The 14877-nt window shown below is 58.6% G+C and carries 14 protein-coding genes and 1 tRNA gene; 10 read left to right on the top strand and 5 right to left on the bottom strand.

Features of this window, described 5'->3' with window-relative positions; genetic code table 11:
- Positions 1-134: 134 nt before the first annotated feature.
- Both ACJ8J4_RS00075 and ACJ8J4_RS00070 read left to right on the top strand, forming a co-directional pair.
- Positions 135-1856, top strand: a complete 1722-nt coding sequence (locus ACJ8J4_RS00075) for a potassium/proton antiporter (RefSeq protein WP_015377414.1) — start codon at positions 135-137, stop codon at positions 1854-1856.
- Between the two features lie 248 nt (positions 1857-2104).
- Complete coding sequence (locus ACJ8J4_RS00070) at positions 2105-2233, top strand: hypothetical protein (RefSeq protein ID WP_016928228.1); 129 nt, start codon at positions 2105-2107, stop codon at positions 2231-2233.
- 62 nt (positions 2234-2295) lie between these two features.
- On the opposite strand, the gene ACJ8J4_RS00065 is transcribed toward ACJ8J4_RS00070, so the two are convergent.
- From ACJ8J4_RS00065 to cho, 5 genes are all read right to left on the bottom strand, one after another.
- Positions 2296-2427, bottom strand: coding sequence for a hypothetical protein (locus tag ACJ8J4_RS00065; protein WP_256376330.1), 132 nt, complete (start codon positions 2425-2427; stop codon positions 2296-2298).
- Between the two features lie 69 nt (positions 2428-2496).
- On the bottom strand, positions 2497-3000 hold the full coding sequence (locus tag ACJ8J4_RS00060; protein WP_043141770.1) for a YlaC family protein: 504 nt from the start codon (positions 2998-3000) through the stop codon (positions 2497-2499).
- A gap of 123 nt (positions 3001-3123) precedes the next feature.
- The gene (locus tag ACJ8J4_RS00055) at positions 3124-3423 is read right to left on the bottom strand and encodes a sigma-S stabilization anti-adapter protein IraP (protein ID WP_025302380.1); all 300 of its coding nucleotides are present in this window, start codon (positions 3421-3423) and stop codon (positions 3124-3126) included.
- Between the two features lie 184 nt (positions 3424-3607).
- Positions 3608-3704: transfer RNA gene (locus ACJ8J4_RS00050), tRNA-OTHER, on the bottom strand.
- Between the two features lie 112 nt (positions 3705-3816).
- Positions 3817-4665 (bottom strand): excinuclease Cho, encoded by an 849-nt coding sequence (cho, locus tag ACJ8J4_RS00045; RefSeq protein ID WP_025302379.1) that lies wholly within the window; start codon positions 4663-4665, stop codon positions 3817-3819.
- A 216-nt stretch (positions 4666-4881) separates the two neighbouring features.
- Here cho and ACJ8J4_RS00040 point away from each other — a divergent pair, with 216 nt between their 5' ends.
- The 8 genes from ACJ8J4_RS00040 (at position 4882) to ACJ8J4_RS00005 (ending at position 14744) form a co-directional block, all read left to right on the top strand.
- Positions 4882-6087 carry an efflux RND transporter periplasmic adaptor subunit gene (locus ACJ8J4_RS00040; protein ID WP_080271250.1) on the top strand — a complete coding sequence of 402 codons (1206 nt, stop codon included), beginning with the start codon at positions 4882-4884 and terminating at the stop codon, positions 6085-6087.
- Positions 6084-8021 carry a MacB family efflux pump subunit gene (locus ACJ8J4_RS00035; protein WP_442515973.1) on the top strand — a complete coding sequence of 646 codons (1938 nt, stop codon included), beginning with the start codon at positions 6084-6086 and terminating at the stop codon, positions 8019-8021. Before ACJ8J4_RS00040 ends, ACJ8J4_RS00035 begins: the two co-directional genes overlap by 4 nt.
- Before the next feature lie 3 nt (positions 8022-8024).
- A complete protein-coding gene (locus ACJ8J4_RS00030; protein ID WP_043141775.1) occupies positions 8025-9392 on the top strand; it encodes a TolC family protein in 1368 nt (455 codons plus the stop codon).
- Positions 9393-9806: 414 nt separating this feature from the next.
- Entirely contained in the window at positions 9807-11309 is a 1503-nt protein-coding gene (gene proP / locus ACJ8J4_RS00025) for a glycine betaine/L-proline transporter ProP (RefSeq protein WP_025302375.1), read from the top strand.
- A gap of 99 nt (positions 11310-11408) precedes the next feature.
- Complete coding sequence (locus tag ACJ8J4_RS00020) at positions 11409-12335, top strand: LysR family transcriptional regulator (protein ID WP_025302374.1); 927 nt, start codon at positions 11409-11411, stop codon at positions 12333-12335.
- A 110-nt stretch (positions 12336-12445) separates the two neighbouring features.
- Positions 12446-14074, top strand: a complete 1629-nt coding sequence (locus tag ACJ8J4_RS00015) for a GMC family oxidoreductase (protein ID WP_025302373.1) — start codon at positions 12446-12448, stop codon at positions 14072-14074.
- A gap of 169 nt (positions 14075-14243) precedes the next feature.
- On the top strand, positions 14244-14372 hold the full coding sequence (locus ACJ8J4_RS00010; RefSeq protein WP_256376329.1) for a hypothetical protein: 129 nt from the start codon (positions 14244-14246) through the stop codon (positions 14370-14372).
- Between the two features lie 102 nt (positions 14373-14474).
- The gene (locus tag ACJ8J4_RS00005) at positions 14475-14744 is read left to right on the top strand and encodes a hypothetical protein (protein WP_025302371.1); all 270 of its coding nucleotides are present in this window, start codon (positions 14475-14477) and stop codon (positions 14742-14744) included.
- The last annotated feature ends 133 nt before the right edge of the window (positions 14745-14877 follow it).

The raw sequence follows: 14877 nt of genomic DNA, 5'->3' as shown, positions 1-14877 counted from the left end.
CTTAGTTTAATCGTACCAAAGGGCAATAATTGATCGATTGTTTTCACAATCAGCCTTGGCGTTTTACCCACTAAACACGTTATCATCGGCACACGCGCAGTGCCCCCTATCCCCAGCCTCAGGAGAGCGAAATTTTGGATGCCAGCACCATTAACAGCTTGTTCGTCATCGGTGCCGTGCTGGTGGGGGCAAGCATTCTGCTCAGCTCATTTTCTTCCCGACTCGGCATTCCGATCCTGGTGATCTTCCTGGCGATCGGCATGCTGGCCGGCGTCGACGGCCCCGGCGGCATCGTCTTCAGCAATTACCCGGTCGCTTATCTGGTCAGTAACCTCGCGTTGGCGGTGATCCTGCTCGACGGCGGCATGCGCACCCGGGTCAGTTCGTTCCGCGTGGCACTGTGGCCAGCACTGTCTCTCGCCACCGTCGGCGTGGTGATCACCGCCGGCCTAACCGGCATGGCCGCCGCCTGGCTGTTCAACCTCGATCTGCTGCAGGGCTTGCTGATCGGTGCCATCATCGGTTCCACCGACGCCGCCGCAGTCTTCTCGTTGCTGGGCGGCAAAGGGTTGAACGAACGCGTCAGCGCTACGCTGGAGATCGAATCCGGCAGCAACGATCCGATGGCGGTATTTCTCACCATCACGCTGATTGCGATGATCGCCGCCGGGGAAACCGCGCTAAGCTGGACCTTCCCGCTGCATCTGATGCAGCAGTTCGGCATGGGCATCGTCTTCGGTCTCGGCGGCGGCTGGCTGCTGCTGACGCTGATCAACCACATCAAGCTGGCGGACGGTCTCTACCCGCTGCTGGCGGTGAGCGGCGGCATTCTTATTTTCGCGCTGACTACCGCGCTGGACGGCAGCGGCATTCTGGCGGTGTACCTGTGCGGTCTGCTGCTGGGCAACCGTCCAATCCGCAACCGTCACGGCATCGTGCAAACCTTCGATGGCCTGGCCTGGCTCAGCCAGATCGGCATGTTCCTGGTGCTCGGTCTGCTGCTCAACCCGCATGAGCTGCTGCCGATCGCCATCCCTGCCCTGCTGCTGTCGCTGTGGATGATCCTGTTCGCGCGCCCGCTGTCGGTGTTTATCGGTTTGCTGCCGTTCCGCAGCTTTACCCTGCGCGAACGCGGCTTTATTTCCTGGGTTGGCCTGCGCGGCGCGGTGCCGGTGATCCTGGCGGTGTTCCCGATGATGGCCGGGCTGCCCAACGCCCAACTGTTCTTTAACGTGGCGTTCTTCGTGGTGCTGGTTTCCCTGCTACTGCAAGGCACCACGCTGTCATTCGCCGCCAAAAAGGCCAAGGTGATCGTGCCGCCGGCGCTGACGCCGATCTCCCGCGTTGGGCTGGACGTACACCCGGAAAACCAGTGGGAACAATTCGTTTATCAGCTTTCGGCGGAAAACTGGTGCGTCGGTGCTGCGCTGCGTGAACTGAAAATGCCGCCTAATACCCGCATCGCCGCCCTGTTCCGCGGCAAAGAGCTGTTGCACCCTAGCGGCAGTACCCGGCTGCGCGAGAACGATATTTTGTGCGTCATCGGCCATGAGCACGACCTGCCGATCCTCGGCAAGCTCTTTAGCCAGGCACCGGCAGTGACGCTCGACGAGCGCTTCTTCGGCGACTTTATCCTGCAATCCGACGCCCGTTTGAGCGACATCTCACAGGTTTATGGCCTCAACCTGCAAGACGACGTGGACGAGCAGCAGACGCTGGGGCAGTTCGTCATTCAGCTGATCGGCGGCGAACCGGTGATCGGCGACCAGGTGGAGTGGGACGGCCTGACCTGGACCATTGCAGAAATGGACGGCAATCAAGTCAGCAAGATAGGCGTCAGGATCGTGACCGACTGACGCTGCCGCACAGCGGCGCTATCAGATGAGGGAACTTCTGGCCTTAAGAACGTTCTTAATCACTATCACGATGTATGCGATTCGGCGCCGCTGAATTATATCCCTTTGATATAAAAACTTAACAGCGGCGCCCACAGGGATTAAGGGTGTGAACGGCAAGACTCGATTTCTTTCGGTGATGATGCTCATGGCGCTGGGTGTAGCGGCAGCCGATCTCAGCATCGCCGGTTTGGTCCATAGACTTTTAATTGGATAATTTTAACGTGACGCAGCAGGAACAAGAAAAAGACATTCTGGGGAAAATACTGGTGACGGTGTCCGCGCTTTGCCTGATTCTGGTGGCGGCGTTCCTGATCTGGGGATTCGTGCTGGATTGATGCCACGCGACGCTCAGACATAAAAAAAACCGCCGCGGCGGTTTTTTTTATGGGTCAGGCGATCAGATCTTGCAACCTTCGCAGTCCGCTTCGTCTTCGAGGATTTCAGGGACCTCTTTTACCTTCTGCGCCGCTTTTTCTTCGGCTTTCGCCAGTTCGGCATCGATATCAAAATCGAAAATATCATCACTCATCGCTTGGTCCTTATTCTGCTTCATGTTCAAACGCTGAGTATAATCGACATGCCGCCGGCCGGAAACCTTTCAGTTTGCCGCCGCCAGCTGCGGTGGCTCATCCTGCGGCTTTTTTCCGTATGCCATATCGTACACGTCGTAGAAGTCGATTTCGCCCTTGTTGCCGATGATGACTCGCATCTTCTGTTTCAGCGCGGCGCCGATGGAGGGCTCATCCAGCAATTGCTGCACCGCATAAGGCGACAGCGCGCGGGTGAAGTACCATTCGCCATTGTAGCAAACCCGCAGATCCAGCACCCCGATGTCCTCGAAACGGTACACCGGCCGGATCTCGATCAGCAGCATGGCGAACATGAACAGCACGAAGGCGGTGAAGCCCAGGAAGGCATACACTCCCATGTACGGCACCTGATACATCACGGCGATCACCGCGAAGTAACCGGCGAACATGGCAAGGCACAAATAGCGGTGAGTACGGGCGAATTCGCTGTTGAAGCGCGGCTTGCCGTCACGCCCTTCGCGCCGATTGATCTGCTCAATCTCTTTAACCAAGATGCTTTTAATCGCGTCCATCGTTACAACCTTATGCTGGAAACAGCATTGCCATCAAATCTCGCTGCTAAAAGTAACACAAGTACAGTTTTGCCGGGTAGATCAGTTAGCCAACTTAATGACGGCAACTGTTATAGTTCGGCTTCAGCGCGGCTGAGCGGCCTTGCCTTGCGCAAACATGAACATGCGCTGGGCCACATCGTCGGCCTGCTTGATTTTCTGCTTTTGCGGTTCGTTGCTGCGCTGAATGGCGCGGGCGTAGGCGATTTCATGGGCCTGATCGATCATCGCGATGATCCGATCACGTTCGGTCTTCTCCATATTGCCTAACATGGTGGTGATAATCGCCTGATAAGCGTTGGACGCGGCGGTCAGCGCTTTCTCTCTCGCCTCGAGGGCGGCGACGCGTTGCAAGAGTTCCTGCAGTTGATCGGAGTGAGACATATCGACCTCCTGTTGCCGGGCAGCAAGCCTGCCTGATTACAGTTTAGCAAAGGATCGAAAGAGAAAGAGGAAGGAAAGCCAGCGGTTACGGTAAAGCGCACCCGAAAATCCCAACGAGGAGCCGATAGTGCAAATCAACCCGGGTGCGCTTTACGGTAAGCGCGATGAGACGAAGGAAGAAAGCTGGCGCGCTATGCAGGACTCGAACCCGCGTCTATCAATTTTCAAGCCAAAACAAGCCATTATAAAACCAATCACTCTGCCAACTGAGTTAATAGCGCGTTCCTTCGCTTCGGGGCGCCATTATCCATAACAACATTATGGATTCAAGCTTTTTTAGCATAATGCCCTGACTTTACGGATAAATCTTAGGTTATCACCAGCATGATGGCCTTACGGCAGCTCAATAATCGGGTAATCGCCGGCGATGAGCGGCTTGCACAAAATCTTGTAGCCATCGCTGTCGAAATGGCTGGCCGCGCTCTGTAGCTGCTCCGCCTGCGCCAGATCGCCGACCGAGCCCAGATAAAACCAATTGTGGATCACATGGTACTGACGCAGCGTCTCGCCCTGCTCCTCCAGCGCCACGCGCCCGGCGAACGGCCAACAGGCGATGCGCAACTGCTCAAGCGCCGCGCCGAGCCGCAGCGCATGCTCCTGCGCCGACTCCACGCCACAGCAGGCGCCCGCGCACTTGCGCAGGCTGTAGCGGAAACAGGCTCGCCCTGCCGGCAGCTTGTCGATCCCCAGCTTGCCGTAACATAAACGATGCTCGTCGGCGATGGCGCGTAGCTTTTCCAGCGCGGCGTGGCGATTAGCAAACAGCCCGTAGAGGTGGGGCGTGACGGCGAAGTCGATCTCTTTGGCGTGAGCAATCGTCACCACATCTGCCTGCAAGCGCAGCGCGCACAGCTGTTTCGAACGCCGCAGACGTTTGTTGAACAGCGGCTGTTGCTGTTTGATCAATTGCGCCTCCAGCAGCAATGCCCCCAACTCGCCTGCGGTCTCGATAAAGCTGATGCGCCGGGTTTGGCGCAGCATTTTAGCCTCGTCCTGCGCGCGGAAGTGCGCCATCACCCGGCTGCGTATATTGACGCTTTTACCGATGTAAAGCGGCAGGCTCTCGCTTTGACCGTGAAACACATACACGCCCGGCCCTTTGGGCAACGGCGCCAGGCAGGCGCGCAGGTGCTCCGGGTATTGGTAAATGTCGAGTTCTGGCTCGAGGCGGTTTGGCATCATGGCGGTGGTGTTATCCTGCTGATGAATGAATACTGGTTTTTTACCCAGTATAACGCCCAACGCAGCCGGTTGCACACGTGGTGGATAATAACTCGCCGTGATCTTTAGCGGGAAAGCCTTTACTATCCCCTTTCCAGCGGGAAAGCGCCTCACGTTTAGCGCCAGTTCAAGCTGGCGCTGCCATGATGGCAGACTGGAACCGCCGCTTTTATCGTTATGGAAAACCTGGGTATGTCATCACTGAAACTCCCCTCCCGCCGTCTGGCGTTGATCGCCGCCATCGTTTTCATCGCCGTCGCCGTCGCGCTGGCCATTTTTTGGCAACGCCCGCCTCAGCAGGATTACGTTACCGCGCCGGCCCGCCTGGGCGATATCGAAAACGCCGTGCTGGCCACCGGGCGGCTGGATGCCATCGAACGCGTCAACGTCGGCGCCCGCGTCTCCGGCGAAGTCAAATCGCTGAAGGTCAAGCTGGGCGATCGCGTCACCAAAGGGCAACCGATCGCCGACATCGACGATCTGCAACAGCGCAACGATCTGCGCAACGCCGAGGCAGCGCTGAACGTAGTCAAAGCCAATATGTTAGCCAAACAGGCCTTGCTGAAACAGGCGGAGTCGCGTTTTAAACGCCAGCGCCGCATGCTGAACGACGAAGCCAGTTCGCGGGAAGACTTCGAGACCGCCGAAGCCTCGCTCGCCACCACTCGCGCCGATCTGCAGGCGCTCAATGCGCAGTTGGTGCAATCGCAGATCGAAGTCGAAAAGAAAAAAATCGATCTGGGCTATACCCGCGTGGTTGCGCCGATGGACGGCATTGTTATCGCCGTGGTCACGCAGCAGGGACAAACGGTCAACTCCAGCCAAAGTGCACCGACCATCGTCAAGCTGGCGCGGCTGGATATGATGACCATCAAGGCGCAGATCTCCGAAGCCGACATCACCCGCATTTCGCCGGGACAAAAGGCGTACTTCACTATTTTCTCCGATCCGGATAAGCGGTACGACGCCACGCTACGCACCATCGAGCTGGCACCGGAATCGGTGATGAAAGACGACTCGCTCGCCGGGACCAGCTCTGCTTCCGGCTCCGGCACCTCGAACGCCTCGGTCTATTACAACGCGCTGCTGGACGTGCCCAACCCGGAAAACCGCCTGCGCATCGCCATGACCGCGCAGGTGTCCTTGCTGCTCGGCGACGCGAAGAACACCCTACTGGTGCCGATCCAGGCGGTGCATAAAATCGATGGCCAAGAGCAGCAGGTGCAGGTGCTGACCCAAGACCAGCGGCTGGAAACGCGCAAAGTGACCACCGGCATCACCAACAACGTCGACATTCAGATCCTCAGCGGCCTGAAAGCCGGTGAAACCGTGGTGCTGTCGCAACCCGCCGCCAAATCGGCTGAGGATGGCATCTTCCTGTGAACGCGATCATCGAACTAAAAGGCATCAGCCGAACCTACACCAACGGCGGCCAGGCGCTGACGGTATTGAAAGACATCGATCTGACCATCGCCGCCGGCGAGCTGGTGGCGATCATCGGCGCCTCCGGTTCCGGCAAATCGACGCTGATGAACATCATGGGCTGCCTCGACGTGCCGGATCGCGGCGATTACTACATCAGCGGCCAGAACGCCGCCCACCTGTCGCCGGACGAACTGGCCCGCCTGCGCCGCGAGCATATCGGCTTTATTTTCCAGCGTTACCACCTGATGCCCGATCTCAGCGCGCTGGGCAATGTCGAAATCCCGGCTATCTACGCCAACGCCCGGCGCGATCAGCGGCGGCAGCGGGCGGCGCAATTGCTGGCGCGGTTGGGGCTTGAGGGACGCGAAGACCACAAACCCGGCCAGCTTTCCGGCGGCCAGCAGCAGCGCGTCAGCATCGCCCGTTCGCTGATCAACGGCGGTGAGATCATCCTGGCGGACGAACCGACCGGCGCGCTGGACACCCAATCCGGCCAGGAAGTGCTGGCGATCCTGAGCGAACTGAATCAGCGCGGCCACACCGTGGTGATCGTCACCCACGATATGAAAGTGGCGCAACATGCGCAGCGCGTCATCGAACTGCAAGACGGCAAGATCATCGCTGACAGTGGCCGCAAGTCGGCGCCCGGCGCATCGCTGCCGCCGCCGAACCGCAGCCGGCAAAGCGGCTGGCAACGCCTGATCGACCGCACTCGCGAATCGCTGCACATGGCGTTGAAGGCGATGAACGCTCATCGTCTGCGCACCGCGCTGACCATGACCGGCATCATCTTCGGCATCGCCGCCGTGGTCACGGTAGTGGCGCTGGGCGAAGGCGCCAAACAGCGCACGCTGGAAAACCTCAAAGATCTCGGCACGAATGTGGTAAGCATCTATCCGGGCCGCGATTTCTTCGACGACGCCATCGACAGCATCCGCACCCTGGTGCCGGCCGATGCCGACGCGCTGGCACAGCAAAGCTTCGTCGACAGCGTCAGCCCGGAAGTAGACGCCTCCGACAGCATCCGTTTTCGCAGCAAATCCGCCACTGCCTCGATCACCGGCGTCGGGCGCGACTATTTCCGCGTTAACGGCGTCGAGCTGTTACAAGGCGTGACTTTCCGCGACGATCGTAATGCGCTGCAGGAAGTGATCATCGACGACAATGCGCGCCAGGCGCTGTTCGGCGATTTCGGCGTCGAGCCGCTCGGCCAGATCGTGTTTCTTGGCTCGGTGCCGGCCCGGGTGATCGGTGTGGCTAAAAGCAATCGCAATTACGCGCCCAATCGCATCACTGTATGGATGCCCTACAGCACTGTCATGTATCGCATGGTAGGCAAACCGACGCTCAGCGGCATCACCGTTCGCCTAAAGGACAATGTCGCCAGCGAATCGGCCGTCACCGCTATCACACAGCTGTTGACCCAGCGCCACGGCGTAAAAGATTTCCGTTTGTACAACTTCGATAAAATCCGAAAGTCCATCGAACGCACGTCAATGACTTTTAGCCTGCTGATCCTGATGGTGGCATCCATCGCGCTGGTGATCGGCAGCCTGGGGGTGATGAACATCATGCTGGTCTCGGTGACCGAACGCACCCACGAAATCGGCGTGCGCATGGCGGTCGGCGCGCGGCGCAGCGACATCATGCAACAGTTCATGATAGAGGCGGTGCTGGTCTGTCTGATCGGCGGCGCATTGGGCATCGCGCTGTCGTTCGCCGCCGGGTCGCTGTTCACCTCGCTGGCGGGCGGCATGTTCACCGCCATCTATTCCTGGCAAGCTGCCACGACGGCGTTTTTCTGTTCAACTTTAATCGGCATGATCTTCGGTTATCTCCCCGCCCGTAAAGCGGCAAGGATGGATCCGGTCGTTTCATTGGCCAGCGAGTAACCCATGAAAATTTTATCTCCCCTGGCGCTAAGCCTCGTCGCCCTGCTCACCGCCGGCTGCGGCAACGCCCTGAAAAGCGACTACCGGGCGCCGCAGGTCAACTATCCGACGAGCTGGCAGCACGACGCCCACAACGCCGCGCCCACGCCGTTCGACTGGCGCGATTTCCACGATCCTGAGCTCGATCGCTGGCTGCAACAGGTGATGGCGAGCAATAACGATCTGGCCGCCGCCGTACTGCGCGTTTACCGCGCGCAGCTCGAGGCGGAACGCGTCGGCATCAGCACCGCGCCCGGCATCAGCGCCTCATTAGGCAGCGGCATCAATCGCCCGCTGTCCGAGTCCTCCGCGTGGAATAAAACCAGCAACGCGTCGCTCACCACCAGCTATGAAGTCGATCTGTGGGGCAAGCTGGCGCGCCAGCGCGACGCCGCCGAGTGGAGCAGCCAGGCTTCCGTGCAGGATCTGCAGGCGGCGCGCCTGAAACTGTTGGCCGACGCCGCCACCAACTACTGGCGCATCGGTTTTCTCAATCAACAAATCAGCGTCAGCCAGGCGAGCATCGCCTATGCCAAAACGACGCTGCGGCTGGCCAACGCCCGTTATCAGGCCGGCAGCATCTCGGCGCTGGACGTAGTGAACGCGGAACAAAACTTGCTGGCGCAGGAACGCAGCCTGCTGGCGTTACAACACGATCGTCAACAGGCGCTGAACGAGCAGGCGGTGCTGCTGGGCGCGCCATCAGGCCAGGCCACCATCGCGCCCGCGCGCCTGCCGACGACGGCGATGCCGCAGATCAACACCGGCATTCCCGCTAGCGTCCTGAGCCGTCGTCCGGATCTCAGCGCTCAAGAGCTGCGGTTGCGCGCCACCCTGGCCAACGTCGATGAAAAACGTCTGCAATACTATCCTGCGTTCAGCCTGACCGGTTCACTGGGCGCCAGCAGCAGCGCGCTGCTGGAATTCCTGCGCAACCCGACGGGCAGCCTCGGCGCCGGCCTGACGCTGCCGTTCCTGCAGTGGCGGCAAATGGGCGTGGAGATCAAGATCGCCCGCAACGATTATGAACAGCAAGTTCTGGCCTTCAAGCAGGCGCTGTACAAAGCGATGGGCGATGTGAACAACGCGCTGTCACTGCGCACGCAGCTGCTGGCGCAGGAGACGCAGTTGCGCGCCTCATTAGCGTTGGCGCGTAAATCGGAACGGCTGAACGAGGTGCGTTACCGACAGGGCGCCGTCACCATTACCGACTGGCTGAATGCTCAGGAACAACGCCGTCAGGCGGAACTGTCGGTGGATGAAAACCGCTTCGCGCAGTACCAGAATCTGGCGAAAATCTATCTCGAATTCGGCGGTTCATCGGTACCTTAATCCAAACTGCCTGGCCAGTGGGTCAGGCATTTTTTTGACGGCAAACACATCAATTTTTCCTGTTTTATCTCCCGTACTCTCTATACTTAAAACATGACCAATTAGACGAAAAATCGTCAAATCGCACATTTATTAGACCATTCTCGCACCAAATCGGTGCAAACACTTAAGTTAAACTGCTGGATTTGATCGCCGCAAGATATAACGCTAAGCTATAGATGCAAAATAATTAGTCACCTAAATGACATAACCTCGGCATAAACGACGGTATTTTGTGATCCACATCCCAACTTAAATGTGGATAATGAATCGTCTTGAACCGCGATTCGATTAGCCGATTTGATAACTCGAAAACAACAGTGAACGGAGATTACGCTTTCACGAACAACGAATAATTCATTAAGGGATGATTATATGAAGTTAAGAAAAAAACGACATAAACCGATGCACATTAACGACATCACCATCATCGATGACAGCAAACTCAAGAAGGCGATCACCGCGGCGGCCCTGGGTAACGCGATGGAGTGGTTCGACTTCGGCGTATACGGCTTTGTCGCCTATGCGCTTGGCCAGGTCTTCTTCCCGGGCGCCTCTCCCGGCGTGCAAATGATCGCCGCACTGGCAACCTTCTCCGTGCCCTTCCTGGTGCGTCCACTCGGCGGCCTGTTCTTTGGTGCCATGGGCGATAAGTTCGGTCGCCAGAAGGTTCTCTCGGTCACCATTATCATTATGGCGGTCAGCACCTTCTGTATCGGCCTGATCCCGTCCTATGCATCGATCGGCATCTGGGCCCCGATCCTGCTGCTGCTGGCCAAACTGGCGCAGGGCTTCTCCGTCGGCGGTGAATATTCCGGTGCGGCGATCTTCGTCGCCGAATACTCGCCGGACCGCAAACGCGGCTTTATGGGTAGCTGGCTGGACTTCGGCTCCATCGCCGGCTTTGTGATGGGCGCAGGCGTAGTGGTGCTGATCTCCAGCATCGTCGGCGAAGCCAACTTCCTCGACTGGGGCTGGCGTATCCCGTTCTTCATCGCCGCGCCGCTCGGCCTGATCGGCCTCTACCTGCGCCATGCGCTGGAAGAAACCCCGGCGTTCCAGCAGCACGTGGACAAGATGGAGAAAGAGGATCGCAACGCCATCGAAAATCCGCCAAAGACCTCGTTCAAAGAGATCGCGGCCAAACACTGGAAAAGTTTGCTGGTGTGTGTCGGTATCGTGATTTCCACCAACGTGACCTATTACATGCTGCTGACTTATATGCCGAGCTACCTCTCGCATAACCTGCACTACTCGGAAGATCACGGCGTTCTGATCATCATCGCCATCATGATCGGCATGCTGTTCGTGCAGCCGGTGATCGGCCTGACCAGTGACCGCATCGGCCGTAAGCCGTTCATTATCGGTGGCAGCATCGGCCTGTTGGCGTTGGCGATCCCGTGCTTCATTCTGATCAACAGCAACGTCATCGGCCTGATTTTCGTCGGCCTGCTGGTGCTGGCGGTGCTGCTCAACTCCTTCACTGGGGTGATGGCCTCCATCCTGCCGGCGATGTTCCCGACGCACATCCGTTACAGCGCGCTGGCGATTTCGTTCAACATTTCGGTACTGATCGCTGGTGCGACGCCGACCGTTGCCGCCTGGCTGGTGGAAGCGACCGGCAACCTGTACATGCCGGCCTACTACCTGATGGTCGTTGCGGTGATCGGTCTTATCACCGGTCTGTACATGAAAGAAACCGCCAACAAGCCGCTGCGCGGCGCGACGCCGGCCGCCTCTGACCGCTCCGAGGCAAAAGAGCTGCTGCAGGAAACCTACGACAACATCGAACAGAAAGTCGAGGACATCAACGCGCAGATCGCCGAACTGGAAAAGAAAAAACAGATCCTGATCGACCAGCACCCCAAACTGGACTGATTCGCTCTGACAAGCAAAAAACCACCCATCCGGGTGGTTTTTTTTGCCTGGCGTGCAGAGAGTGGTAACTTGACCCGGCGGATGCCGAAGGAGAGATGAATGAATCAGTTTCAGGAGATGGCGACCTATATCGCCGTGGTCGAGGCCGCCAACATCAGCGCCGCCGCCCGCCGCTTGGGCACCACCAAGTCGGTGGTCAGCAGACGCATCCAGCAGTTGGAGACGCGCCTTGGGACTGTGCTGTTCGAACGCGGGAAAACGCTTGGGCTGACCGACGCCGGCCACCTGTTCTATCAGCGCGCCGTTCTCATATTAAGCGAAGTGAGCGATGCCGAAGAGTCGGTGCGAACACTGCACGGCCAACTGCAGGGCCCGCTGCGGTTAACCGCGCCGATGGCGTTCAGCATCCGCTATCTGGCACCGCTGTTATCCACCTTTATGGCACAGTACCCGAGCCTCAATCTGGACGTGGAGTACAGCGATCGCCTGGCCAATCTGAATCAGGAGAATTTCGATGTCGCCATCCGTATCGGCCCCTTGGCGGATTCCGACCTGATCGCGCAGCGCATCTGCGCCAACCGCCATTTGATTTGCGCCAGCCCAGCCTATCTTGCCCAGAAAGGCACGCCGATGCACCCGCAACACCTGCAACAGCACCAGGGGTTGCTGTATATTCAGCGCGAACCGACCGGCATGCTGCAGCTCCCCATCGAGGGCGAAATCCGGTCGTTTCGTATCGGTAAACGGCTGCGCACCGATAACGCTTTTCACCTGTTGGCGGCGGCTAAAGCCGGTTTGGGCCTCGCCATCCTGCCCGCATTTATCGCCGCCGACGCGATACGCGCAGGGGAACTGCGCATTGTGTTGGCCGCCTATTCACCCGACGGCGGCGACATTTCCGCCGTCTATCGCCGTTCAAAACGCGCATCCCCCAAGATCAAGGCGCTGGTGGACTTTCTGAGTGAACACATTGGCCATACGCCCAGTTGGGAAACCGCACTCTCCTCTTTCCTGACGTCAACCTGAAAGGTTCGCAGAACGCGAACCCGAGGTTCGAATTTCGCCTGCTTGTTGCTTGTGCTTCAGGGTTTTAGTCTGCAGAACACACACTTTCTGCCCGCTCTGGAGACTCTGCCATGAAAGACTTATCACGCCGTCAGCTGATATCAAAAACGCTTGTCGCTTCAGCCGCCGCCACGCTCGGCGCTTCCACATCGGTTTCCGCATTATCGGCGCAATCACAACCGGCCCAACGGACCAGAGAGACATCCCCTACTTTCGACGTAGTCATCGTCGGCGGCGGCTCCGCCGGCGCAGTGATGGCGGCTCGCCTCAGCGAAAACCCTGCGCGCCGGGTCCTGCTGTTAGAAGCCGGGCACAGTTATGCACCCTACGATTATCCGCGCCTCATCGCGGACAGCGACGTCCTCGGCGCCAATGGCAACCCGGAGTTCGAATGGGGATACCGGACAGAACCCGGCTATGTCAGCCACGCGATCGGCGCTATCCGCGGTAAAGTCTTGGGTGGCAGTTCAGGCGTCAACGGTGCCGTGGCGATCCGCGCCCGTCCGGAAGATTTCAACCGCTGGGATCTGCCGGGATGGGGCTATCAGGACCTGCTGCCCGCCTTCAAAAAACTGGAGACTCGTCATGGCCTGCACGACCGCGCAATCCATGGCGATAGCGGCCCTTTTCCCGTCGTGCAACTCACATTGGATGACATCACGCCAATGCAACGCGCTTTCGTCGCCGCCACGCGCGCCAACGGCTATGACGCGATTGACGATTTTGATGGCCCTTCAGCCAATGGCGTCGGCCCCTACCCGATGAATATCGTCAACGGCGTACGCGTTAACACCGGCATGGCCTATCTGGATGAGAAAACCCGCGCCAGAGACAATCTTACCCTCCGTGCAGATACGCTGGTCGACCGCGTGATATTTGACGGGCAGCACGCGATCGGCGTCCGCCTGGCCAGCGGCGAAGAAATCCATGCCGCTGAAGTGATCCTGAGCGCGGGAACCTACGGTAGCGCCGCCGTTTTGATGCGATCCGGCATCGCGCCTGCGCAACAGTCGAAGCGTCTGGGGATCCCCGTCGTCGCCGATCTCCCCGTCGGCGAAAACCTGGTCGATCACCCCTTTTATTACAATGCCTACGCCGCCCGCCCCGATGTCATCGGCAGCCAATCGCCGGTTATCGGTGCCAAGCTGTGGACCCACAGCAGCCAGGCGGAACCGGGAGAGCTCGATCTGCACATTACCGCGACGCATCTGTTTCCTCATGACCAAAGCCCTACCGGCGTCGGTTTTGTCTTGGCGGTGGCGCTGACTCGGCCACAATCCACCGGACGAGTCTGGCTGGAAAGCCGCGATCCAGCGGCAGCCCCTCACATTGACCTTAACTTCCTGGCGCAAGAGAGCGACCGCGTTCGCTTGCTGGAGGGGGTTAAACTGGCGCGAAAAATAGGGCAAACCGCTCCGCTGTCTACGCTTATCCACAGCGAGCTTGCGCCCGCTGCAGACAGCGACGAGGCCATTCTTGCCTCGATGGCGGCGACGTTGGATACCTATCATCACCCGACCTCTTCCGCGCCGATGGGAAATGCCGGCGAACCGAAGGCGGTCGTTGACCTTCAGGGCCGCGTACACGGCGTATACGGGCTTCGGGTCGTCGACGCATCCATCTTCCCCGACGTTCCCTCCGTCGCCACTAATGTGACGACGATCGCCACCGCCGAGCATATCGCCCGACACTACGCCTGACCGTTTGGCGGCAAGATAGGCTGTTGAAACCCGGCCGGTCATCCTGATGGCCGGCCTTCGCCATTCCGCAGCGGCACAATCGAAATAACGGCGGCACATTTTATCCTGCCGGGAAACGATGTTACCCTCGTGGCCACCGTCACCTCTGCAAAACATTCTCATGGGCAAAATGGATCTTCCCGTCATCATCGGCATCCTGGTTATGCTAACCCTATGGCTCGGCGCGCTCTTCAACATCGGCGATCTCAGCCTCACCATTTCGCGCCTGTTTCACTGGTTCGAAAGCCAACGTGGATAACCTGGGTTCGCGATAACGCAGGCAGCGAGCAAACATCGGCTATGATTGAAAGACGTTACGTCATTTTCCGAGACTGTCGCGCGCGATAAAGAGGACCGCATCATGACCGACTATGGATTCTACAATCAAATCCTGACCCGGCTGGCCGCCAATCACCCCGGCACGCTGGATGAGAAAACTTACGAACTGTGGAAGCAGGACGCCACCAGCCCGCACGCCTTCGCCGATCCCTTCGCCTATCTCAAAACCAAGGGGCTGATACAGGCCTATGTGATGAGCGACATCGACGAGAACAACTATGATATCGACCCGCATCAAACGCGGATCACCGCCGCCGGCCTTGAATTCATTCGCAACGGCGGGTTTAAATAAGGGGGATACGCGCCAGTAAAAGACCACCTCCTGAGGAGGTGGCTTTACATGACGCCCCCTAAAAGGGGGCAATTTTCGAGTTAATCCTGCAACAACTCCATCTGCTGTTCGATCTCTTGGTCCTTCTTATCCT

The sequence above is a fragment of the Serratia sp. CY47280 genome (assembly GCF_052168655.1).
GTDB classification, from domain to species: Bacteria; Pseudomonadota; Gammaproteobacteria; order Enterobacterales; family Enterobacteriaceae; genus Serratia; species Serratia bockelmannii.
Note: the sequence above shows the minus strand (reverse complement) of the source record. Positions and strands in the feature narration are given on the sequence as shown.

Coding starts and splice junctions, on each gene's coding strand:
- ACJ8J4_RS00065 (WP_256376330.1), bottom strand. CDS start 2,427: ATGAGTGATGATATTTTCGATTTTGATATCGATGCCGAACTGGCGAAA.
- ACJ8J4_RS00060 (WP_043141770.1), bottom strand. CDS start 3,000: ATGGACGCGATTAAAAGCATCTTGGTTAAAGAGATTGAGCAGATCAAT.
- ACJ8J4_RS00055 (WP_025302380.1), bottom strand. CDS start 3,423: ATGTCTCACTCCGATCAACTGCAGGAACTCTTGCAACGCGTCGCCGCC.
- cho (WP_025302379.1), bottom strand. CDS start 4,665: ATGATGCCAAACCGCCTCGAGCCAGAACTCGACATTTACCAATACCCG.
- ACJ8J4_RS00040 (WP_080271250.1), top strand. CDS start 4,882: ATGGAAAACCTGGGTATGTCATCACTGAAACTCCCCTCCCGCCGTCTG.
- ACJ8J4_RS00030 (WP_043141775.1), top strand. CDS start 8,025: ATGAAAATTTTATCTCCCCTGGCGCTAAGCCTCGTCGCCCTGCTCACC.
- proP (WP_025302375.1), top strand. CDS start 9,807: ATGAAGTTAAGAAAAAAACGACATAAACCGATGCACATTAACGACATC.
- ACJ8J4_RS00020 (WP_025302374.1), top strand. CDS start 11,409: ATGAATCAGTTTCAGGAGATGGCGACCTATATCGCCGTGGTCGAGGCC.
- ACJ8J4_RS00015 (WP_025302373.1), top strand. CDS start 12,446: ATGAAAGACTTATCACGCCGTCAGCTGATATCAAAAACGCTTGTCGCT.
- ACJ8J4_RS00010 (WP_256376329.1), top strand. CDS start 14,244: ATGGATCTTCCCGTCATCATCGGCATCCTGGTTATGCTAACCCTATGG.
- ACJ8J4_RS00005 (WP_025302371.1), top strand. CDS start 14,475: ATGACCGACTATGGATTCTACAATCAAATCCTGACCCGGCTGGCCGCC.